19 protein-coding genes and 1 pseudogene are annotated in these 19,838 nt (G+C 58.4%); 15 read left to right on the forward strand and 5 right to left on the reverse strand.

Annotation, left to right across the window (positions count from 1 at the left end):
- The first annotated feature begins 39 nt into the window (after positions 1–39).
- Both AB6V08_RS01580 and AB6V08_RS01585 read left to right on the forward strand, forming a co-directional pair.
- Positions 40–543 (forward strand): ESA_00282 family adhesion-associated protein, encoded by a 504-nt coding sequence (locus AB6V08_RS01580; protein WP_368540930.1) that lies wholly within the window; start codon positions 40–42, stop codon positions 541–543.
- 81 nt (positions 544–624) lie between these two features.
- Positions 625–1,113: a TIGR00645 family protein gene (locus AB6V08_RS01585; RefSeq protein ID WP_368540931.1), complete on the forward strand. Its 489-nt coding sequence runs from the start codon at positions 625–627 to the stop codon at positions 1,111–1,113.
- A gap of 451 nt (positions 1,114–1,564) precedes the next feature.
- On the opposite strand, the gene AB6V08_RS01590 is transcribed toward AB6V08_RS01585, so the two are convergent.
- A complete protein-coding gene (locus tag AB6V08_RS01590) occupies positions 1,565–2,605 on the reverse strand; it encodes an aldo/keto reductase (RefSeq protein WP_368540932.1) in 1,041 nt (346 codons plus the stop codon).
- A gap of 82 nt (positions 2,606–2,687) precedes the next feature.
- Between AB6V08_RS01590 and yghX the strand changes: the two genes are divergently transcribed.
- Both yghX and AB6V08_RS01600 read left to right on the forward strand, forming a co-directional pair.
- Positions 2,688–3,575 (forward strand): YghX family hydrolase, encoded by an 888-nt coding sequence (gene yghX / locus AB6V08_RS01595; RefSeq protein ID WP_368540933.1) that lies wholly within the window; start codon positions 2,688–2,690, stop codon positions 3,573–3,575.
- A 116-nt stretch (positions 3,576–3,691) separates the two neighbouring features.
- Positions 3,692–5,329, forward strand: a complete 1,638-nt coding sequence (locus AB6V08_RS01600) for a methyl-accepting chemotaxis protein (RefSeq protein ID WP_368540934.1) — start codon at positions 3,692–3,694, stop codon at positions 5,327–5,329.
- A 12-nt stretch (positions 5,330–5,341) separates the two neighbouring features.
- Here the strand turns inward: AB6V08_RS01600 and fucR are convergent, their stop codons facing one another.
- The gene (gene fucR, locus AB6V08_RS01605; RefSeq protein WP_368540935.1) at positions 5,342–6,067 is read right to left on the reverse strand and encodes an L-fucose operon activator; all 726 of its coding nucleotides are present in this window, start codon (positions 6,065–6,067) and stop codon (positions 5,342–5,344) included.
- On the reverse strand, positions 6,064–7,047 hold the full coding sequence (locus AB6V08_RS01610; RefSeq protein ID WP_368540936.1) for a diguanylate cyclase domain-containing protein: 984 nt from the start codon (positions 7,045–7,047) through the stop codon (positions 6,064–6,066). Before AB6V08_RS01610 ends, fucR begins: the two co-directional genes overlap by 4 nt.
- A gap of 199 nt (positions 7,048–7,246) precedes the next feature.
- Here AB6V08_RS01610 and AB6V08_RS01615 point away from each other — a divergent pair, with 199 nt between their 5' ends.
- The 3 genes from AB6V08_RS01615 to AB6V08_RS01625 all read left to right on the forward strand — a co-directional run bounded on the left by AB6V08_RS01615 (position 7,247) and on the right by AB6V08_RS01625 (position 8,867).
- The gene (locus tag AB6V08_RS01615; protein WP_368540937.1) at positions 7,247–7,849 is read left to right on the forward strand and encodes a helix-turn-helix transcriptional regulator; all 603 of its coding nucleotides are present in this window, start codon (positions 7,247–7,249) and stop codon (positions 7,847–7,849) included.
- Positions 7,850–7,857: 8 nt separating this feature from the next.
- Positions 7,858–8,472: a helix-turn-helix transcriptional regulator gene (locus AB6V08_RS01620; protein WP_368540938.1), complete on the forward strand. Its 615-nt coding sequence runs from the start codon at positions 7,858–7,860 to the stop codon at positions 8,470–8,472.
- A gap of 116 nt (positions 8,473–8,588) precedes the next feature.
- Positions 8,589–8,867, forward strand: a complete 279-nt coding sequence (locus tag AB6V08_RS01625; RefSeq protein WP_368540939.1) for a hypothetical protein — start codon at positions 8,589–8,591, stop codon at positions 8,865–8,867.
- 58 nt (positions 8,868–8,925) lie between these two features.
- Here AB6V08_RS01625 and AB6V08_RS01630 read toward each other — a convergent pair.
- Positions 8,926–9,018: pseudogene (locus AB6V08_RS01630) on the reverse strand (glycine zipper family protein); the annotation flags it as partial.
- 120 nt (positions 9,019–9,138) lie between these two features.
- On the opposite strand from AB6V08_RS01630, the gene AB6V08_RS01635 reads away from it, so the two are divergent.
- Positions 9,139–10,191, forward strand: a complete 1,053-nt coding sequence (locus AB6V08_RS01635; RefSeq protein WP_368540940.1) for an ABC transporter substrate-binding protein — start codon at positions 9,139–9,141, stop codon at positions 10,189–10,191.
- Complete coding sequence (locus tag AB6V08_RS01640; RefSeq protein WP_368540941.1) at positions 10,191–10,886, forward strand: molybdate ABC transporter substrate-binding protein; 696 nt, start codon at positions 10,191–10,193, stop codon at positions 10,884–10,886. The genes AB6V08_RS01635 and AB6V08_RS01640 overlap by 1 nt, the downstream gene beginning before the upstream one ends.
- A gap of 395 nt (positions 10,887–11,281) precedes the next feature.
- Here AB6V08_RS01640 and yghU read toward each other — a convergent pair whose 3' ends face one another.
- The gene (gene yghU, locus AB6V08_RS01645; protein ID WP_368540942.1) at positions 11,282–12,148 is read right to left on the reverse strand and encodes a glutathione-dependent disulfide-bond oxidoreductase; all 867 of its coding nucleotides are present in this window, start codon (positions 12,146–12,148) and stop codon (positions 11,282–11,284) included.
- A gap of 245 nt (positions 12,149–12,393) precedes the next feature.
- On the opposite strand from yghU, the gene AB6V08_RS01650 reads away from it, so the two are divergent.
- From AB6V08_RS01650 to gss, 6 genes are all read left to right on the forward strand, one after another.
- A complete protein-coding gene (locus tag AB6V08_RS01650) occupies positions 12,394–13,983 on the forward strand; it encodes an ABC transporter substrate-binding protein (protein WP_368540943.1) in 1,590 nt (529 codons plus the stop codon).
- Between the two features lie 61 nt (positions 13,984–14,044).
- The gene (locus AB6V08_RS01655; protein ID WP_368540945.1) at positions 14,045–14,998 is read left to right on the forward strand and encodes an ABC transporter permease; all 954 of its coding nucleotides are present in this window, start codon (positions 14,045–14,047) and stop codon (positions 14,996–14,998) included.
- Between the two features lie 5 nt (positions 14,999–15,003).
- Positions 15,004–15,849, forward strand: coding sequence for an ABC transporter permease (locus AB6V08_RS01660; RefSeq protein WP_368540946.1), 846 nt, complete (start codon positions 15,004–15,006; stop codon positions 15,847–15,849).
- Positions 15,842–16,819, forward strand: a complete 978-nt coding sequence (locus tag AB6V08_RS01665; RefSeq protein WP_368540947.1) for an ABC transporter ATP-binding protein — start codon at positions 15,842–15,844, stop codon at positions 16,817–16,819. The genes AB6V08_RS01660 and AB6V08_RS01665 overlap by 8 nt, the downstream gene beginning before the upstream one ends.
- A complete protein-coding gene (locus tag AB6V08_RS01670; RefSeq protein ID WP_368540948.1) occupies positions 16,816–17,793 on the forward strand; it encodes an ABC transporter ATP-binding protein in 978 nt (325 codons plus the stop codon). The genes AB6V08_RS01665 and AB6V08_RS01670 overlap by 4 nt, the downstream gene beginning before the upstream one ends.
- Positions 17,794–17,904: 111 nt before the next feature.
- On the forward strand, positions 17,905–19,767 hold the full coding sequence (gene gss / locus AB6V08_RS01675) for a bifunctional glutathionylspermidine amidase/synthase (protein WP_368540949.1): 1,863 nt from the start codon (positions 17,905–17,907) through the stop codon (positions 19,765–19,767).
- Positions 19,768–19,838 lie beyond the last annotated feature (71 nt).

The raw sequence follows: 19,838 nt of genomic DNA on the forward strand, positions 1-19,838 counted from the left end.
ATGAGGCAATTTTAAAATCAAAAAAAATGGAGCCTACCCATGAACAGCATTTTCTTTACGGTCATTACATTACTATTACTGACCGCCGGCGTGCTTTTATTGATGCAAGAGTTCAATAAAACAAAACAGACAAAAGACGTCAGCGAATCGCCGCAGCCGGTACCCATGACAAAAGAGGAAGGGGAAGATCATTTTTCCGTTCTGATGAACTCCGTCACGCCGGTATGGTACTGGCGCGTTAACCATGAATATATCGACTTTCTTCACGCGACAATAAAACGAATGAAGATGTCGCAAATTAACGATACGCCCGGACTGTTTGAAGCGCAGCGTCGCTGCAGCGATCTCAATTCCGCGGTGTATAAATATTATGACAATATCAAGAAGCGCTGTCTGAACGGCGAGAAAGTGTCGTACTCCGATTTAGACGTGTTAAACCTGCGCCAGTGCTTTCGTGAATTCAGCCTGGAGGCGTACCCGGAGCTGGTAGTGCTGGTGTGGCCGGAATATGCTCGCCCGGAGGTAAATCCGGACGAAGTGTAAGTGTTCTGTTGTTTAGCTGTTGCAAACAGTCTGCGCCGTTGCGATATACTGCGCGCTGGTTTCGTTTGCAGACAGGACACTATGGAACGCTTCTTTGAAAACGCAATGTACGCCTCTCGCTGGATACTGGCGCCCGTCTATTTCGGTCTTTCCCTGGCCCTGGTCGCGCTGACCATTAAATTCTTCCAGGAAATCCTGCACGTTCTGCCCAACATCTTCTCCATTGCCGAAGCAGACCTGATTCTGGTGCTGCTCTCGCTGGTGGACATGACGCTGGTCGGCGGCCTGCTGGTGATGGTGATGTTCTCGGGCTACGAGAACTTTGTTTCGCAGCTTGATATCTCTGAACACAAAGAGAAGCTGAACTGGCTGGGCAAAATGGATGCCTCGTCCCTGAAGAACAAGGTGGCGGCCTCGATCGTGGCGATCTCGTCTATCCACCTGCTGCGGGTGTTTATGGACGCCAAGAACGTCCCGGATAATAAGCTGATGTGGTACGTGATTATCCACCTGACGTTTGTGCTGTCAGCGTTTGTGATGGGGTATCTGGATAAGATCAGTAAGAAATAAAACGTTGGCCTTCGCCCGCGATGCGGGCTGAGGGATCAATGTTCGCACACAGCAATCCCCTCGCCCCTTTGGGGAGAGGGTTAGGGTGAGGGGGACATGCGGCTTCAGAGGTTGTTCCGTTCACTTCACGTTCTCTGCTTCTCTGTGACCACAACACTTGTGAACGTGTCAGGGCGGCTCAGTCGCCGCCGCCCTGACCACCCGGGCTCCCGGCAAGAAAATCGCCGCTTCGCGGTGCCCTCAGCTTATTCCTTTCGGCTTTCGGGTCGGGCGCGATGCAGCGTCCCTGCAAGTCGCGCCCTCTCGGCGCATCCCTGCGCCTCGCCCCGGCCTACAGGAAACGCTTCGGCGATTTTCAGCCGGACCAGGGAGCCGCTGTAAGCCATTTATTTTAATGACGCCTTTAGTCGCTTCATAAGAATAAAACGCACTAAAGAATCCTCAGACCACTCTACTTATCCGACGACGCCTGCCACAAATTCAGCTCACCGTCCGCAACGTGCTGGTCAATTTGCTTCAGCTCGTCCTCCGTAAAGCGAAGGTTTTCCAGCGCCTGTACGTTCTCTTCCAGCTGCTCCGGACGGCTCGCGCCAATCAGCACCGAGGTCACGCGCTCATCCTTCAGCAGCCAGCTTAGCGCCATCTGCGCCATTGTCTGCCCGCGCGCGTGCGCCATTTTGTTCAGCAGGTTCAGGCTGTTCAGGTTGGCGTCGGTCAGCATTTTCTCCGTCAGCCCGCGCACCTTTTTGCCCTCGCGCTGCATGCGTGAACCCTCTGGAATGCCGTTCAGGTATTTTCCGGTCAGCAAACCCTGCGCCAGCGGGGTGAAGGCGATGCAGCCCGTGCCGTTAGCGGCTAGCGTGTCCAGCAGCCCGGTTTTATCGACCCAGCGGTTGAGCAGGTTGTAAGACGGCTGGTGGATAAGAAGCGGGATTTTCCACTCCCGCAGCAGCTCGGCCATTTTCTGCGTGCGCTCGGTGGAGTAGGACGAAATCCCGACGTACAGCGCTTTGCCGCTCTGGACGGCGTGGGCCAGGGCAGCGGCAGTCTCTTCCATCGGCGTGTTCTCGTCCACGCGGTGGGAGTAAAAAATATCCACGTAGTCCACGCCCATGCGCTTGAGGCTCTGGTCGAGGCTCGCGAGCAGGTATTTGCGCGAACCGCCCGAGCCGTAGGGGCCCGGCCACATGTCGTAGCCCGCTTTGGTGGAAATGATCAGCTCATCGCGATACGCGGCGAACTCTTCCCGCAGCAGGCGGCCAAAATTCTCCTCGGCGCTGCCCGGCGGCGGGCCGTAGTTGTTGGCGAGATCGAAATGGGTAATGCCTAAGTCGAAGGCTTTTCGCAGCAGCGCGCGCTGGGAATCGAGCGCCTGAACGTGACCAAAACTGTGCCACAGGCCCAGGGAGAGCGCGGGCAGGCGCAGGCCGCTTTTTCCGCAGTAGCGGTACTGCATGTTCTCGTAGCGGCCAGGGTAGGGTTGCCAGGACATGATGTCTCCTTTCTTGTCGATGAATTTTCGAAACAGCGTTTTCATTCTATGCTTATCAAATCACAATTCCTGGAGATATGCGATGACGCGCCTGACCGCCAAAGATTTCCCGCAAGAATTGCTCGATTATTACGACTACTACGCGCACGGCAAAATCAGCAAGCGCGAGTTCCTCAACCTGGCGGCGCGCTATGCCGTGGGCGGCGTGACGGCGCTGGCCCTGTTCAACATGCTCAAGCCCAACTACGCCCTGGCGGAGCAGGTGAAGTTCACCGATCCCGATATCCTGCCGGAATACATTCACTACCCGTCGCCGGAGGGTCACGGCGAGGTACGGGGCTATCTGGTGAAGCCGGCTAAGGCCAGCGGCAAGGTGCCCGCCGTGGTGGTGGTACACGAAAACCGCGGCCTGAATCCCTATATCGAAGACGTCGCGCGGCGCGTGGCCAAAGCCGGTTACATCGCGCTGGCGCCGGACGGGTTAAGCTCGGTGGGCGGCTATCCGGGCAACGACGAAGAGGGCAAGGTGCTCCAGCAGAAGGTCGATCCGACAAAGCTGATGAACGACTTCTTTGCCGCCGTGGAATTTATGAGAAAACATCCCGACGCCAGCGGAAAAGTGGGCATCACCGGGTTTTGCTACGGCGGAGGGGTATCCAACGCCGCGGCGGTGGCCTACCCGGAGCTGGATTGCGCCGTGCCGTTTTACGGCCGTCAGCCGCCGGCGGCAGATGTTCCGAAGATAAAAGCACCGCTTCTGCTGCATTATGCGGAACTCGATAAAAATATTAACGAGGGCTGGCCTACCTATGAAGCAGCGCTTAAATTGAATAATAAGGTCTACGAAGCTTATATCTATCCTGGCGTAAACCACGGATTTCACAACGATTCCACCCCCAGATACGATGAACCCGCCGCAGAGCTTGCCTGGAAGCGAACGTTAAGCTGGTTTGAAAAGTATCTGAAATGATTAGATTTCGTCAGTAAAAAACACTCATAAAAGGTTAGATTTTCCCCAGCCTCTGCCGATAACGAGGGTAAGGCTCGCCTCTGGGCGAATTCACCCTCACGGCAAGGAAAAACCTTATGCAGATGCTTCGTAATTTCACGATCCGCTTCGTCATGCTGACGATTCTGGGGATCTTTTGTTTGATGTGGGCTGGCGTTGGCTTATACAGCACCTGGTCACTTTCTAAAGTCACGGACGGTAACGAGGTCGACAGGCAGCTCGTGCAGCAGATGACGGTGCTGAGCCAGGGCAACGATCAGTATTTCCGTTTCGTCACCCGCCTGAGCCGCGCGATGGAGGTCAAAGCCGCAGGCGGTACGCCGGATCTGGCTCCTGCCCAGCAGGCGCTGGATAACATGAGCAAAAAGCTGGCGCAGATGAAAACCCTCTCTCCCGGCCCGATGGACGAGCAGGTTTCCGCCCAGGTGATAAGCACCTGGCAGGCGCTGCTCGACCAGGGCGTGACGCCGCAAATGCAGCAGGCTAAACAGGACTCCCTCGACGGCTACCGCCAGCAGGCGAATAACGTTACGCCACCCCTCAGCCGCGCGTTCGGCGCTGCCGCGGAAAGCTTCAACAACGCCGCCGCGAAATCCCTCGACAGCACCCGCGTGGTGGTCGACGGCCTGACCAGCACCACCCGCACGGTGATTATTACCGCCACCCTCATTGGCCTGCTGATCCTGCTCTTTACCGACCGCTACCTGGTGGCGATGCTGGTCAAACCGCTGGAGAGGATCCGCCATCAGTTCCGTCAGATTGCGCAGGGCGACCTCAGCCAGCCGATTGCGCCGTTTGGCCGCAACTGCGTCGGGCAGCTGGTTCCACTGCTGAGCGCGATGCAGGACAGCCTGCGGGAAGCGGTAAGCACCATTCGTTCCGGCAGTGAAAACATCTGGCGCGGCGCCACCGAGATTTCCAGCGGCAACAACGATCTCTCTTCGCGAACCGAAGAGCAGGCGGCGGCGCTGGAAGAGACTGCCGCCAGCATGGAGCAGCTCACCGCCACGGTGAAACTGAACGCGGAAAGCGCGCGTCAGGCAAGCCAGCTGGCAGACGTCGCCTCCACCACCGCCAGCCGCGGCGGCTCGCTGGTGGACGACGTGGTGACCACCATGAGCGGGATTTCCGACAGCTCGAAGAAAATCGCGGAGATCACCACCGTGATCAACAGCATTGCCTTCCAGACCAACATTCTGGCGCTGAACGCGGCGGTGGAAGCGGCGCGCGCGGGCGAGCAGGGGCGCGGTTTCGCCGTGGTCGCGGGGGAAGTGCGTAACCTCGCAAGCCGCAGCGCGAATGCCGCAAAAGAGATCGAAGGGCTGATCGCCGATTCCGTATCCCGCGTGGAGCAGGGGGCGCAGCTGGTGAACGAAACGGGCACCACGATGGAGGCCATCCTGCGCGCCGTCACCGAAGTGACCACCATCATGAAGCAGATTGCGGCCGCCTCGGAAGAGCAGAGCAAAGGCATTTCCCAGGTGGGCGTGGCGATTGGCCAGATGGACGGCGTAACCCAGCAGAACGCCTCGCTGGTGGAGCAGGTCTCTGCCGCCGCTTCGGCGCTGGAGCGTCAGACTGAAGAGCTGCAGCGTTCGGTGCAGAAATTCCGCCTGTCGGCGCAGGAGCCGCAAAGCCCGGTTGCCGCCGCGCCGCTTAAAACCCCGGTACGGGCGAAACCTGCGGGTACGTCGGACGACTGGGTTTCCTTCTGAGTTCTTCCTCTGTCAAGGCCGCTCCGCGCGGCCTTTGCTGTCGCTCTGAATAACGTGCGTCACCTGAGAAAGCAGGCCAATCTTCACCTCGCTGGAGCGCTGGAATTTGCTTTTGTCGATCAGCAGCAGCGACTGGTCCGCCCGGCCCAGCAGCTGCGCTTTGTAGGCAGCGTTATGGGCCACCGGATCCCACATCACCCCCCGTTCGTCCACGCCCTCGCAGGAAAAGATAAACAGATCGATCTCCAGCCCTTTGAGCTGCGTGACCAGCGCCGGGTTGACGTAGCAGCGGTATTTGCGCGCAAGCGTGCCGCCGGAGCAGATCAGCGTGATGTTCTCGCGCTTCGACATCTCGTGGCAAATCGGCAGGCTGTTGGTGAACACGGTAAGCGGCAGGTCGGGCAGCTGGCGGGCGAGGTGAAAGCAGGTTGAGCTGGCATCGAGCGCGAGCGTCATCCCTTCGCTGATGTACGCCAGCGCGTGGCGGGCGATATCGACTTTATCCGCGTAGTGGCTTTTCAGGCGCGACCCGAACGGCTCGCCGCTGTCGCGACTGTCCGGGTGGATCAGCCGCGCCCGTCCGTGCTGGCGCAAAATTTTTCCCTGCTGCTGGAGGTCGCTCAGATCCCGGCGGATGGTCTCTTTGCTCACGCCGAGCTGCCCGGCCAGCGCGTCGGTGGTCAGCCAGTCGCTGTCGCTAAGCAGCGTTACGATGTTCTGCTGTCGGCGGCTTTTCATGCGTCCGTTCCGGTGCGGGTGATTGAGATAAGCGTCGAGCCAATCGCCACGCCGTTTTTCCCGGTGTGCTTAATCTGGTACATCGACTGGTCCGCGCGGCGCAGGGCATTCACAAAATCATCCGGGGGCTGTGCTTCGTCGATACCGATCGAGGCGCCCACCCGCGCCTCGCCGTTGTCCAGCTCGAAGGGCGTCAGCGCCGCCCGCAGGCAGGCGTGCGCCGCGCTGTTCACCAGCAGGCTGGAGAGCGGGAAGGGCAGCAGGAGCACAAACTCATCGCCGCCCAGCCGCCCCACGACGGTGCCCTGGGGGCAGCTGTCGCGCAGGCGTCGGCTCAGCTGGATCAGCAGCTCGTCGCCGCTGCGATGGCCGAAGGTATCGTTAACCGTTTTAAAATCGTCGAGATCGATAAACGCCACGCACAGCGGGCCGCGCGCGTTTAGTTCGCTAAAGTGCTTGATAAGCGCATGGCGGTTGGCAAGGCCGGTGAGCGGATCGTGGTTTGCCAGCAGCGCGAGCTGTTCCTCATACTGCTTCTCTTTGGTCATATCAATATGCGTGCCGGTGACCTTGAGCGGGTTACCCTGCGCGTCCCGCTCGCTGACCCGCCCCCTGTCCAGCACCCAGGTGATGGTGCCGTTTTTATGCTGCATCCGGTGCAGCGCTTCATAGAAGGGGGTTTTGCCGTGCAGATGGTCGTAAAAGGCGTCCAGCACCTGCTGCCTGTCATCCGGATGGAGATGCTCGCGCCAGACCTCGAACTGCGCGTTCAGCTCCTTCGGCTGATAGCCCAGCATCGATCCCCAGCGGCGGTTATAGATGATCAGCTTTCCCGTCGGCACGTCGAGCTGCCACAGGCACAGGCCCGTGCCGTCGAGGGCGGCGCTGAGCTTGCTGCGGGCGTCACGCGCCAGCCTGGCAAGCCGGGCGTTATGCTTTTTCAGATTCTGGATCTGCTGTTTCAGCGCCTGTTCTGACATGCGACGATTCTTAAGGAAATAAGAATGATTCTTGCCAGTTTATCTGAGCTTGTAAATATGCTGTTGAAAAAAGAGGGAGATTTGCGTTAGGGCGTAAAATGCCCCTGACTTTTGTGTCCAATAAAGGATGTCGTTTGCGTTGAATAAAACCCCGCGATAATTATCCTGTCATGACATTAACAATAAAGGATTTATCGCAATGGATGGCAAAGCTACCTTGCCGCGAGTCATACTTTTTGAGATGCGCGCGCTCATTCGGGGCGGTATTTGCGCGTCGTTGAAGGACCGCAATTTTAACGTTGTGCAGTGCTATTCTCTGGAACATTTAACGGAAGAGCTTTGCGTTCAGTCGGGCGAGGAGAACGTGCTGCTGATTGGCGCGGGTGGGCTGGGAAGCCTGGTGTCCAGCGTGCTGCGCACCCTGCGATTCACCCAAACGATGCCGCTGACGTCGATCGTCTATTTCCCCTGTCAGGACGAGCTGCTGGCAAAGCTGTTTATCGCGGCGGGCGCCCATCACGCCTTAACGGAGGATGCGCTGGAAGACGCGCTTGAGGCACTGATTTGCGCCCCCGCTCTCCCCAGGAAAGAGCGAGTGAAACTCTCCCCGGCAGAACTGAACGTGCTGCTTGATTATGCTTCTGGAATGGATACCCGCGAGGTCGCCAGCCGCCGAAACTGTAATTACAAGACGGTGTTTACGTTTAAGCGTAACGCCTGCGTTCGCCTGGATATTGAAACGAAGTCGGGATGGACGACATTAATGTCGAGCCTCGGTCAGCTCACATCAATCTATGATTAGGGAATGTCATGTATATTTGCCAAATTCGCTATGTCTCGCAGTGCAATATTATTATTTCCGGGATTCGACAGAGTCTCGAAAGCCTGGTGAGCAATAATCCTGACTGGCAGTTTACGCTTTCCCCGCTCTCTGCGTCTGAATATGAGCCTTATCAACTGCTGATTATTGACGGTACGAAGTACCTATCGGAAACAGATTTCCCTGCTCACGCCTTACGGCGTAAAAATACGCTGATAATGCTTAAGATAACGCAGCGAGCGCTAATGGAGAGGCTGGTAACATCCCACCGGTGCTCTATTTTGTGCGTGGATGAATTCACTTTTCGCATGCGCGATATTCTGGATGAGGTGTTGCGTAAAAAGCGTTATCTGAGCCCGCTTGCCGCGCGGTTTCTGGATATTCCGCGCGCCTGCGAGGAGATCGTTCTGACGCCGGCCGAGCATAATATTGTGAAGTATCTGCGCCAGGGCTACTGCGGCGTGGAAATATCAAAGCTGCTGTTTCGTAGCGAAAAAACGGTCAGCACGCATAAGCGAAAAATTATGGGCAAGCTGGGGGTTAAAAACGATGTCGAACTCACCCGAAGGATAAGCCAGCTATTACCCGAGCAGTTGTCATCTTAAAATGTGTAACGATAAATTTGGCATTTTCTGCACATTCAAAACGGCGGAAATTAATCTGGCCTTAAGATTTCTTTGTCATGCTAATACCTCTTCTCTGTACTGGAATTAGCATTTATATGAAAAAAAGTCTTCTTTCTTTGGCCGCTCTGATTGGGCTGGCGATGGCGAACGTTGCCCTGGCGCAAAGCGTCACCGTTGACGTACCAAGCGGTTATAAAGTGGTGATCGTGCCGTCATCTACCACCGTGCCGGAGGCGATAAGCGTAGCGCCCGCGCCCGCGCAAACGACCTACGTCGCGCCAGCGCCTGCGCCGGTTTATCATCAGCGCGCGCGCCATGTGGCAAGCGTGGCTGAAGGGATGGTGATTGAGCATCAGTATGACGATCATCATTGATCCTGCCGGAAGGGAATGACCATCAGGCCTGGCAACGCCCTGTTGCCCGGCAGCGCGCTTAGTGCGTAGCTTCACCAATCAGCGCGCCGGAACCGGCGCCGACGGCTGCCCCTTTCAGCACGCTTTTGCCGGGCAACGCCACGGCGCCCGCGATCCTGCCAGCTTTATTGACCCATCCATTAGGCTAATGATGCCGCTACCCCCAAAGCACACCACGACTCGCTTGGCAGATCGCTGTATAATTCATTGCATAACGAAATGTGAGGAACTTATGAAACAGCGCTTTTGGCAGGCAGTCGCGTTTAGCGTACTGATTTTACTCCCGTTATCTTCTCAGGCATCCCGCCAGATAACCGATCAGATTGGCCGTATCGTTACCATTCCGGATAACGTCGACCGCATCGTCGTGCTCCAGCACCAGACCCTGAACCTGCTGGTGCAGATGAATGCCACCGATAAAATCGTGGGGGTGATGGCGAACTGGAAGCAGCAGTTGGGCGACGGCTACGCGCGTCTGGCGCCAGAGCTGAACCAGAAGGCGACGCTTGGCGATCTCACCCACGTCGACCCGGAAAAGCTGGTGGCGCTGAAGCCGCAGGTGGTGTTCGTCACCAACTACGCGCCGCAGGAGATGATCGACACGATAAGCAGCCTCGGCATTCCCGTTGTGGCGATTTCTCTGCGCCACGATGCCGCAGGTGAAAAAGCCAAATTGAACCCGACGATGGCGGACGAGGAGCAGGCCTACGATCGCGGGCTGCGCGAGGGGATCGCGCTGATTGGCGAGATCGTCAATAAACAGCCCGAGGCAAAGGCGCTGATCGAGGCAACCGACCGGGGGCGCAGGATGGTCAGCGATCGCCTGAAAGATGTCCCGGCGGAAAAACGCGTTCGCGCCTATATGGCTAACCCGGAACTCACCACCTACGGTTCCGGAAAATACACCGGCCTGATGATGGCGCACGCGGGGGCGGTTAACGTGGCGGCGGCGACCATACAGGGGTTCAAAACCGTGGCGATGGAGCAGGTGATCGCCTGGAACCCGCAGGTGATCTTCGTTCAGGACAGGTATCCGTCCGTGGTGAAAGAGATCGAAACCGGGCGGCAGTGGCAGACTATCGATGCGGTGAAACATCATCGCGTTTACCTGATGCCTGACTACGCCAAGGCCTGGGGCTATCCGATGCCCGAGGCGATGGGTATCGGCGAGCTGTGGATGGCGAAAAAGCTCTACCCGGAGAAGTTTAAAGACGTGGATATGCGCAAGGTGGCGAACGACTGGTATCAGCGTTTCTATCGCACCACGTATCAGGGGATCGACTGATGCGCGCGCTGGCGGCGGGCAGCCTGCGGGTGGTGTGGCAGGAGCTTATGGCGCACTTTCCGGAACCTGTTGAAACGCAGTTCGGGCCCGCCGGGCTGCTGCGCGAGCGTATTGAAGCCGGCGAGGCGTGCGACCTGTTTGCCTCGGCCAACCTTGCCCATCCGCAGGCGCTGCTGGCATCCGGGCGGGCGCTGGCAGTGGTGCCGTTTGCCAGCAATCGCCTGTGCCTGACGGTGCGCAGCGACCTGCTCCAGAGCGGGGACGACTGGCACTCCGCGCTGACGCGCGAGGGTTTACGCGTGGCGACCTCTACGGCGGGGGCCGATCCCTCCGGGGATTACACCCAGGCGCTGTTTACCCGCATGGGGACTGCGGGCGAGGCGGTGCGCGAGCGCGCAAAAGCGCTGGTGGGCGGCCGCGATTCCGCGCCTGTACCGACGGGCAGGCTGGCGGCCGAGTGGATTATCCACGGCGGACAGGCGGACGCGTTTATTGGCTACGCCAGCTATGCGGCAAGGCTGCGGGAGATTCCCGGACTGACGGTGATGGAGATTCCCGCGCCGTTTAACCCGCGTGCGGAATATGCTTGTGGGGTGATGAGTGGGGAGGGGCAGCGGTTAGCCGTTTATTTACGGTCGGTTAAGGCGCAGGAAATACTACAGCGGGCAGGATTTTCACCTTCTTCCGAGTGCTGAGGAATTCTCAGTCATGTTTATCTTCGAAGCGATGAGAATGCGTCAGAAAACTAAGCAGGTTACAGCCACACCCTGTTCCGGCTGAAAATCGCCGAAGCGTTTACGGAAGGCCGGGGCGACGCGCATGGATGCGCGTCGAGGGCGGCTTTACAGGGACGTTTCATCCGCCCGTCCCCGATTAGCCTGGAGCAAACGCTGAGGGCATCGCGAAGCGACGATTTTCTTGCCGGGAGCCCGGGTTGTCAGGGAGGCGGCGGTGAGCCTCCCTGACACGTTCACAAGCGTTGTGATAACAGAGAAGCAGAGAACGTAAGGTGAACGGAACAACCACCAGAGCCGTATATTCCCCTCACCCTAACCCTCTCCCCAAAGGGGCGAGGGAATTCCCGCTGCCACTACCCTTGACGCTTATCTTCCGTATTCGTATCAAAATCGCTCGCGGCGTGACGCTCGTGCAGCTGCTCGTTCAGCTCACCGTTGGTACGGTTCACGATACGTCCGCGCTTCACCGCCGGGCGGTTCGCCACGTCTTTCGCCCAGCGCTGTACGTTGGTGTACTTCTCCGCATCCAGGAACTCAGCGGCGTTATACACGTTGCCGAGCGCCACGCTGCCAAACCACGGCCAGATGGCGATGTCGGCGATGGTGTACTCTTCACCCGCCACGTAACGTCCGCGGGCCAGCTGCTTGTCCAGCACGTCGAACAGGCGCTTGGCTTCCATCGTGAAGCGGTCAATCGCGTACTCAATCTTCACCGGCGCGTAGTTATAGAAGTGCCCAAAGCCGCCGCCGAGGAACGGGGCGGAGCCCTGCAGCCAGAACAGCCAGTTCAGGGTTTCCGTGCGTCCGGCCGGATCTTTTGGCAGGAAATGGCCAAACTTCTCTGCGAGGTACAGCAGGATGTTGCCGGATTCAAATACGCGCGTCGGCGGGTTCGTGGAGTGGTCGCGAAGCGCCGGTATTTTCGAGTTCGGGTTCACGTCAACAAAACCGCTGGAGAACTGATCGCCCTCGCCGATGCGAATCAGCCACGCGTCGTACTCCGCGCCCGTCACGCCCAGCGCCAGCAGCTCTTCGAGCATGATGGTCACCTTCTGGCCGTTTGGCGTACCCAGGGAGTAGAGCTGCAGCGGATGGGAACCCACGGGCAGAGTTTTCTCGTGGGTTGCGCCCGATACCGGACGGTTGATATTGGCGAACGCGCCGCCGTTGTTCTGTTTCCATTCCCACACTTTCGGTGGCTGATAATTATTGTCTGACATGTTGGTCTGCCTTTTTAGTGATGTGTTGAGGCAGTGTAGCAGGAGATTTGTGAACCGTTTAACGTTGCGAGCGCAACGAATTCGTCGCTATTCCTTCTGGCGCTTATATATATCAATTTCGGCATAAGCTTAATCGAAAATCGCATTTTCATTGTTAATGCGTAAATAGAGAAAGCTGAATATGATGCTTCAACATAAATAAAAGACGCAGTAGTAAATACTTTATCAGGCAAGGAGTTAGTGAGATGCGTAAGCTTCTGTTATCCGCAGTTGTAATATCGCTCGCGTTAGGTCTGGCAGGCTGTGACGATGCGAAAAATAAAGAGACAGCAAACACGCCAGCGGCAAAAAGTGATACCCCGAAAGAGGGCGGCTCACTGATTATTGGCATCACCTCCGGCGACCCGCTCGCCGTGAATCCACTCTACGCCAGCGACCGTACCACGTTAACCATTATGCAGGCGCTTTATGCGCCGCTTTACAGCTTCAATAACGGCAAAATTGAATGGGGCCTGGCGGAAAGCCTGACGCCTTCCGCCGATAACCTCAGCTATACCATGACCTTAAAACCGAACCTGAAATGGCAGGACGGCCAGCCGCTGACCGCGGACGACGTGGTCTTCACCTTCAATAAATTGCTGGATGCCAAACAGCACAGCTTCTTCCGCAGCATGTTCACCTACGGCGATAAGCCAGTACAGGTGAGTAAAGTGGATGAACGCACCGTGAAGTTCACCTTACCGCAGGTCAGCGCCGCCTTTACCGGCACCCTGGTGCAGATCTACCCGATCCCGCAGCACGTTTTTGCTAACGAGGGCGATCTGGAAAAGAGCACTAAAAACGATGCGCCGGTTGGCTCCGGGCCGTTCAAGTTCAAAGAGTACCGCGCCGGGCAGTATTACGCCCTGACCCGGTTCGACGATTACTGGAACGGCAAAGCGAAGCTGGATTCCGTGACGTACCGTTTTGCCAAGGACAGCAACTCCGCGAACCTGGCGCTGCAAAACGGCGAGATTAACCTCAAAATGGTTGACCCGCAGGACGTCTCGCGCCTGAAAAATACCGGTAAATTCGATTTCGTGGTTTACCCGGAAGGGCGTCTGGCCTACATGACCTTCAACCAGAACGTGCCGGTCATGAAAAGCAAGGAACTGCGTCAGGCCATCGCCTACGCCATCAACAAAGACGAGCTGACCCAGACCGCCTTTACCTCGCTGGATTACGCGAAGCCGGCCACCTCCTTCCTGACGCCGGATACTCTGTATAAAACCGACGACGTCGAGCAGTACAAATTCGACCAGCAGAAAGCCAAAGCGCTGCTGAAGGAATCCGGCGCGCCGGACAACCTGAAGCTGCGTCTGGCCTACGTGAACACCAACAAAACCCAGGAGAGCATGGCGCTGTACATTCAGCAGGCGCTGAAGGGGATTGGGGTGAACGTTGAGCTGATGCCGCTGGACACCAACGCCATGTCTCAGCGCAGCCTGGACATGAACAACACCGCGTGGGAGCTGAACCTGGGCGGCTACATCATGGGTTCAGAGCCGGACGGCTATAAGTCGCTGTTTATGAGCAACGAAGCTTACAACTACGCCCACTACAAAAATCCGCAGTTCGACGCCCTGTGGGATAAAGGCGCGGTGGAAACCGATGCCGCGAAGCGCGCTGATATCTACAAGCAAATTCAGCAGACCGTGGCAAACGACATGACCTACTACCCTATCGCCTACACCAATGCGACCGTCGCCGTGGATAAACGCTTCGGCGGCACTCAGGAAGCCGAGCCGAAACCGGTCTATCTGTTCCAGGATCTGTCAAAAATCTACCAAAAATAAGCTGTCGCCCCGGTCGTCTGGCCGGGGCTTTTTTTGGCGCGTAAGCGTGTAAGGGCATGTCGTGAACACACTTCTGACGCGTCGGCTGCTGCAACTGCTGCCGATGCTTTTCTTTATTTCACTGGTGGCGTTTTTGCTGGTGAAGCTCGCCCCCGGCGATCCGGTTGCCGCGTACATTACGCCGCGCATGGCGCCGGAAGATATCGCGCGTATCCGCGAGAGTCTGGGGCTGGATAAGCCGCTGGTGACCCAGTACGTGATGTGGCTGAAAAACGTCCTGCAGGGCGATCTCGGCTATTCGCTGATCTACCACCGTCCGGTGCTGGAGATGATTGCCGAACGCATTCCGGCGACCCTCGGGCTGATGGGCGCATCGCTGCTGCTGGCCATCGTGCTGGCGATCCCGCTCGGCCTGCTGGCGGGAGCGTTTAAGCACCGCTGGCTGGATCATGTGCTGAATGTATTCGCCTATATCGGCATCTCGGTGCCGATTTTCTGGTTCGGCATTCTGCTCATCACCGTCTTTGCCGTGCAGCTCAACTGGTTCCCCAGCATGGGGATGCGCACGATCGGTATGGAGGACAACGGGCTGGACGTGCTACGCCACGGCGTGCTGCCGTGCATCGCTCTGACGTTTTACAACCTCTCCAGCTACGTGCGCTATATCCGCTCCAATACCATCTCGCAGCTCTCGGCTGACTATGTTCAGACCCAGCTCGCCTACGGTGCAACGCGTTCCGGCATTCTGTTCCGCCATGTGCTGAAAAACGTGCTGCTGCCGGTGATCACCCTGTTCGGCCTGTCGTTTGGCGAGCTGGTGGTGGGCGCGTACGTAACGGAAAGCGTCTTCTCCTGGCCGGGAATGGGGCTGCTGGGGATCCAGTCGATCGCCTCGCTGGACTACCCGCTGATCATGGCGATCGTCATGCTGTCGTCGATGATGCTGATCGTCGGCAACCTGATCGCCGATCTGCTCTATCGCTTCGCCGATCCCCGCATTCGCACGTTGAGGTAACCCGGATGAGCAGACGCTGGCAACAGGTTCGTCACCAGCTGCGCCGCAACCGTCCGGCGCAGTTCTCTCTTTTTGTTCTCTTTGTTTTCGTCGTCGCCGCGCTGTGCGCCGGGTTAAGCCCTTACGATCCGGATCGCATGGCGCTTGGCGCCCGCACCCTGCCGCCGGACGCCGCGCACTGGTTCGGCACCGACGAGTACGGGCGGGATTACTTCACCCGCGCGCTGTACGGCGGGCAGATCTCGCTGATGGTCGGGTTTCTGGCGATGATCTTCTCGACGCTGATTGGCACGGTTGTCGGCACGGTGAGCGGCTATTTTGGCGGCTGGCTGGATAACCTGATGATGCGCGCCGTCGATATTCTGATGGCGATCCCGGCCTTCTTCCTGCTGCTGGTGGTCAACGCCTACCTCAAGCCCGGCGTGGACAACATCATCCTGATCATCAGCCTGCTGACGTGGATGAACATGTCGCGGCTGGTGCGTGCCGAAACGCTATCGGTAAAAGAGCGCGAGTATGTTCTCTATGCCCGCGCCTCCGGGGAACATCCGCTGCGCATTATCGTGCGCCACATTATTCCCGGCGTGCTGCCGACCATTATCGTTGCCGCCACCCTCAATATCGCTTCGGCGATTTTGATGGAATCCACCCTGAGCTTTTTGGGATTAGGCGTTCAGGCTCCGGCTGCCTCCTGGGGCAGTATGCTCAACAACGCGCAGTCGTACATTGGCGAAGCCTCCTGGCTGGCGATGTTCCCGGGCATCCTGATCCTGCTGACGGTGTTCAGTTTTAACGTGTTAGGCGACGTGTTCCGCACCGCCTTTGAGCCGGGAGCGAACCGCGATGCGTAACTTATTAGAACTCGATAACCTGCAAACCACCTTCCGCACTCGCGACGGCGACGTCCACGCGGTGCGCGGCGTGAGCTTTCAGGTGCAGGCGGGGGAACTTGTCGGCATTGTCGGGGAATCCGGCTGCGGAAAAAGCGTCACCTGCAAGTCAATTATTCAGCTTCTGGGGAACAACGGGCGGATCGCCGGCGGGAGCATTCGCTTTCAGAACGACGATCTGGCGCAGAAAACCCCCGAGCAGATGCGCGCGATACGCGGCAACGACATCGCGATGATTTTTCAGGATCCAATGACCGCCCTGAACCCGGTGCTGACCATCGGCAGGCAGATGTCGGAGATCCTGATACGCAATAAAAAGCTCTCGAAAAAAGCGGCAAAAGCGGCGGCGATTGCGATGCTGGAGCAGGTGGGGATTGCCGAAGCGGAGCGGCGCTACAGCCAGTATCCGCACGAGTTCAGCGGCGGGATGCGCCAGCGCGTGATGATAGCCATTGCACTCTCCTGCAACCCGAAGCTGCTCATCGCCGACGAGCCGACCACGGCGCTGGACGTGACCATTCAGGCGCAGATCCTGCGGCTGCTGAAAAGCCTGCAGCAGCAAACCCAGACCGCGATTTTACTCATCACCCACGATCTCGGCGTGGTGGCGCAGGTGTGCAGCCGCGTGGTGGTGATGTACGGCGGGCTGGTGATGGAGGAGGGGAGCGTGGAGGACATTTTCTACCGCCCGGCGCACCCCTACACCCAGGGGCTGCTGGCCTCGCTGCCGCGTCCGGACGACGTTAACCATCGGCTGTCGCCTATCGAAGGCACGCCGCCGGGCCTGCTGAATCCGCCGCCCGGCTGCCCGTTTGCCGAGCGTTGTCCGAAACGGATGCCGCAGTGCGACCGCCAGCCTGCGTTTTATACCCCCGGAGAAGGCCATCGCGCCGCGTGCTGGCTCTGGGCCGATAAGGAGGTTCAGGCATGAGCGAACAAAACAGCCCTTTAGTGAGCGTGCGCGAACTGCGCAAACACTATCAAATCAACGGCGGCCTGCTGCGCAAAGGCGTGGCGGTGAAGGCCGTTGACGGCGTGAGCTTTGACATTCAGCGCGGGGAAACTTTCGGCCTGGTGGGCGAGTCCGGCTGCGGGAAATCCACCCTCGGGCGCGCCATCCTGCGCCTGTTCGATATCACCTCTGGCGAAATACACTTCGCCGGGCAGGAGATCGCCCGCGCGGGTGAAAAAGAGCTCAAGCCGCTGCGCAAACGGATGCAGGCGATTTTTCAGGATCCCTATTCGTCGCTTAACCCCGGTATGACCGTGCAGCAGCTGGTGGCCGAGCCGATGCAAATTCACGGCTACAGCCGCGAGGCGCAGCGGGAGCGGACGGAAGAACTGCTCTACAAGGTGGGGCTGAAGCAGGAGCATTTGCAGCGCTATCCGCACGAGTTCAGCGGCGGGCAGCGTCAGCGCATCAGCATTGCGCGGGCGCTCTCGGTGCGTCCGGAATTTGTGCTGTGCGATGAACCGCTCTCGGCGCTGGACGTGTCGGTGCAGGCGCAGGTGGTGAATATTTTGCAGGATCTCCAGCAGGAGCTGGCGCTCACCTATCTGTTCATCGCGCACGATCTGTCGATGGTGCGCCACATATCCAGCCGCATCGGGGTGATGTATCTCGGCAAGCTGGTGGAGGTTGCGCCCGCGAACGAACTTTATCAGCGTCCGGCGCATCCCTACACCCGCGCGCTGCTGGCGTCGGTGCCGCAGCCCGATCCGCGCATTCGTAACCTGGAGGAGGCGACCCTGCGCGGCGAAATTCCCGGGCCAACCTCGGCGCTGCCGGGCTGTAAGTTCTGCAGCCGCTGCCCGCACGCCATGCCGGTGTGTCAGTCCCGGGAGCCCGCCATGCAGGAGATTGCGTCGGGGCATTTTGCGGCGTGCTGGCTGTTTACCATGTAACTTAAGCGTCGCGCGGGTGTATGATAATTCCCCCTCTGTCAGGTTAATTACAACGTGCAGACGACGACAACCTTACTAAAAATTGCCGCCTGCCTGTTTTAGGTTGGAAACATGCGTAAAGGAAAGTTAAACAGTGACGCTCCGTTCGGGACGTTGTTAGGCTATGCGCCGGGTGGCGTGGCGATTTACTCTTCAAACTATGGCAGCCTGGATCCACGTCGCTACCCGGAAGACGCGGACTTCAGAAGCTATATCAGCAACGAATACATGGGACACAAATGGCAGTGCGTGGAGTTTGCCCGCCGCTTCCTGTTCCTCAACTACGGTATGGTGTTCACCGACGTCGGCATGGCGTGGGAGATCTTCTCCCTGCGCTTTTTGCGCGAAGTGGTGAACGACAACATCCTGCCGCTGCAGGCCTTCGCCAACGGCTCGAAGCGCGCGCCGAAAGCCGGGGCGCTGCTCATCTGGCAAAAGGGCGGCGAGTTCCACGAAACCGGCCACGTGGCGGTCATCACCCAGCTTCTGGACGACAAGGTGCGCATCGCGGAGCAGAACGTTATCCATTCCCCGCTGCCGCTCGGGCAGCAGTGGACGCGCGAGCTGAGCATGACCGTTGAGAACGGCTGCTATACGCTGCACGACACCTTCAGCGATACCGAAATCCTGGGCTGGATGATCCAGACCGACGACACCGAACACAGCATTCCGCAGCCGGAAGTCGACGGCGAGCTGCTGAAAATCCGCGGGGCGCGGCTGAAAAACAAGCGTCAGTTCGACGGCAAATGGCTTAACGAGAGCGATGCGCTGCAGCAGGCCTACGTGCGCGCCAACGGTCACTTTATCAATAAAGATCCCTGCCAGTATTTCACCATCACCGAAAGCGCCGAGCAGGAGCTGATCAAGGCGACCAACGAGCTGCACCTGATGTACCTGCACGCCACCGACAAGGTGCTGAAAGACGACAGCCTGCTGGCGCTTTTCGACATCCCGAAAATTCTCTGGCCGCGCCTGCGCCTTTCCTGGCAGTGGCGGCGTCACCACATGATCACCGGCCGTATGGATTTTTGCATGGACGAGCGCGGCATCAAGGTGTACGAGTACAACGCCGATTCCGCATCCTGCCATACCGAAGGCGGCCTGATCCTCGAAGAGTGGGTGAAGAACGGCTATCGCGGGAACGGTCACAACCCGGCGGAAGGCCTGCTGGAGGAACTGACCGGCGCGTGGAAGCACAGCCACGCGCGACCGTTTGTTCACATCATGCAGGACAACGATATCGAAGAGGATTACCACGCCCTGTTTATCCAGCGCTCGCTGATGCAGGCCGGGTTTGAAACCAAAATCCTGCACGGGCTAGGCGCGCTGAGCTGGGACGCCGCCGGGCAGCTGATTGACGACGAGGGCCGCCACGTCAACTGCGTGTGGAAAACCTGGGCCTGGGAAACCGCGATTGAGCAAATCCGCGAGGTGAGCGAAACCGAATACGCCGCCGTGCCGATCCGCACCGGGCACCCGGCGGGCGAAGTGCGCCTGATCGACGTGCTGCTGCGCCCGGAAGTGCTGGTGTTCGAACCCCTGTGGACGGTGATCCCCGGCAATAAGGCGATCCTCCCGGTGCTGTGGCAGCTGTTCCCGAATCACCGCTATCTGCTGGATACCGATTTTGAGGTTAACGAACTGCTGAACCAGACCGGCTATGCGGTGAAACCTATCGCCGGACGCTGCGGGAGCAACATCGATCTCATCAGCCCGACCGATGAGCTGCTGGATAAATCCAGCGGCAAGTTTGTCGACCGGAAAAACATCTACCAGCAGCTGTGGTGCCTGCCGAACATCGACGGCAAGTATATTCAGGTGTGCACCTTTACCGTCGGCGGGAACTATGGCGGCACCTGCCTGCGCGGGGATGATTCGCTGGTGATTAAAAAAGAGAGCGATATCGAACCGCTGATCGTCGAGAAGCATAAGTAACCCCGTCCCCCCGCGTGCGGGGGGATTTATTTTCTTAGCCTGCGAAACTTTTCCGACGTTCTCAGCGAACT

It is taken from the genome of Enterobacter soli (assembly GCF_964208575.1).
GTDB lineage: Bacteria > Pseudomonadota > Gammaproteobacteria > Enterobacterales > Enterobacteriaceae > Enterobacter > Enterobacter soli_A.

Coding starts and splice junctions, on each gene's coding strand:
- AB6V08_RS01580 (WP_368540930.1), top strand. CDS start 40: ATGAACAGCATTTTCTTTACGGTCATTACATTACTATTACTGACCGCC.
- AB6V08_RS01585 (WP_368540931.1), top strand. CDS start 625: ATGGAACGCTTCTTTGAAAACGCAATGTACGCCTCTCGCTGGATACTG.
- AB6V08_RS01590 (WP_368540932.1), bottom strand. CDS start 2,605: ATGTCCTGGCAACCCTACCCTGGCCGCTACGAGAACATGCAGTACCGC.
- yghX (WP_368540933.1), top strand. CDS start 2,688: ATGACGCGCCTGACCGCCAAAGATTTCCCGCAAGAATTGCTCGATTAT.
- AB6V08_RS01600 (WP_368540934.1), top strand. CDS start 3,692: ATGCAGATGCTTCGTAATTTCACGATCCGCTTCGTCATGCTGACGATT.
- fucR (WP_368540935.1), bottom strand. CDS start 6,067: ATGAAAAGCCGCCGACAGCAGAACATCGTAACGCTGCTTAGCGACAGC.
- AB6V08_RS01610 (WP_368540936.1), bottom strand. CDS start 7,047: ATGTCAGAACAGGCGCTGAAACAGCAGATCCAGAATCTGAAAAAGCAT.
- AB6V08_RS01615 (WP_368540937.1), top strand. CDS start 7,247: ATGGATGGCAAAGCTACCTTGCCGCGAGTCATACTTTTTGAGATGCGC.
- AB6V08_RS01620 (WP_368540938.1), top strand. CDS start 7,858: ATGTATATTTGCCAAATTCGCTATGTCTCGCAGTGCAATATTATTATT.
- AB6V08_RS01625 (WP_368540939.1), top strand. CDS start 8,589: ATGAAAAAAAGTCTTCTTTCTTTGGCCGCTCTGATTGGGCTGGCGATG.
- AB6V08_RS01635 (WP_368540940.1), top strand. CDS start 9,139: ATGAAACAGCGCTTTTGGCAGGCAGTCGCGTTTAGCGTACTGATTTTA.
- AB6V08_RS01640 (WP_368540941.1), top strand. CDS start 10,191: ATGCGCGCGCTGGCGGCGGGCAGCCTGCGGGTGGTGTGGCAGGAGCTT.
- yghU (WP_368540942.1), bottom strand. CDS start 12,148: ATGTCAGACAATAATTATCAGCCACCGAAAGTGTGGGAATGGAAACAG.
- AB6V08_RS01650 (WP_368540943.1), top strand. CDS start 12,394: ATGCGTAAGCTTCTGTTATCCGCAGTTGTAATATCGCTCGCGTTAGGT.
- AB6V08_RS01660 (WP_368540946.1), top strand. CDS start 15,004: ATGAGCAGACGCTGGCAACAGGTTCGTCACCAGCTGCGCCGCAACCGT.
- AB6V08_RS01665 (WP_368540947.1), top strand. CDS start 15,842: ATGCGTAACTTATTAGAACTCGATAACCTGCAAACCACCTTCCGCACT.
- AB6V08_RS01670 (WP_368540948.1), top strand. CDS start 16,816: ATGAGCGAACAAAACAGCCCTTTAGTGAGCGTGCGCGAACTGCGCAAA.
- gss (WP_368540949.1), top strand. CDS start 17,905: ATGCGTAAAGGAAAGTTAAACAGTGACGCTCCGTTCGGGACGTTGTTA.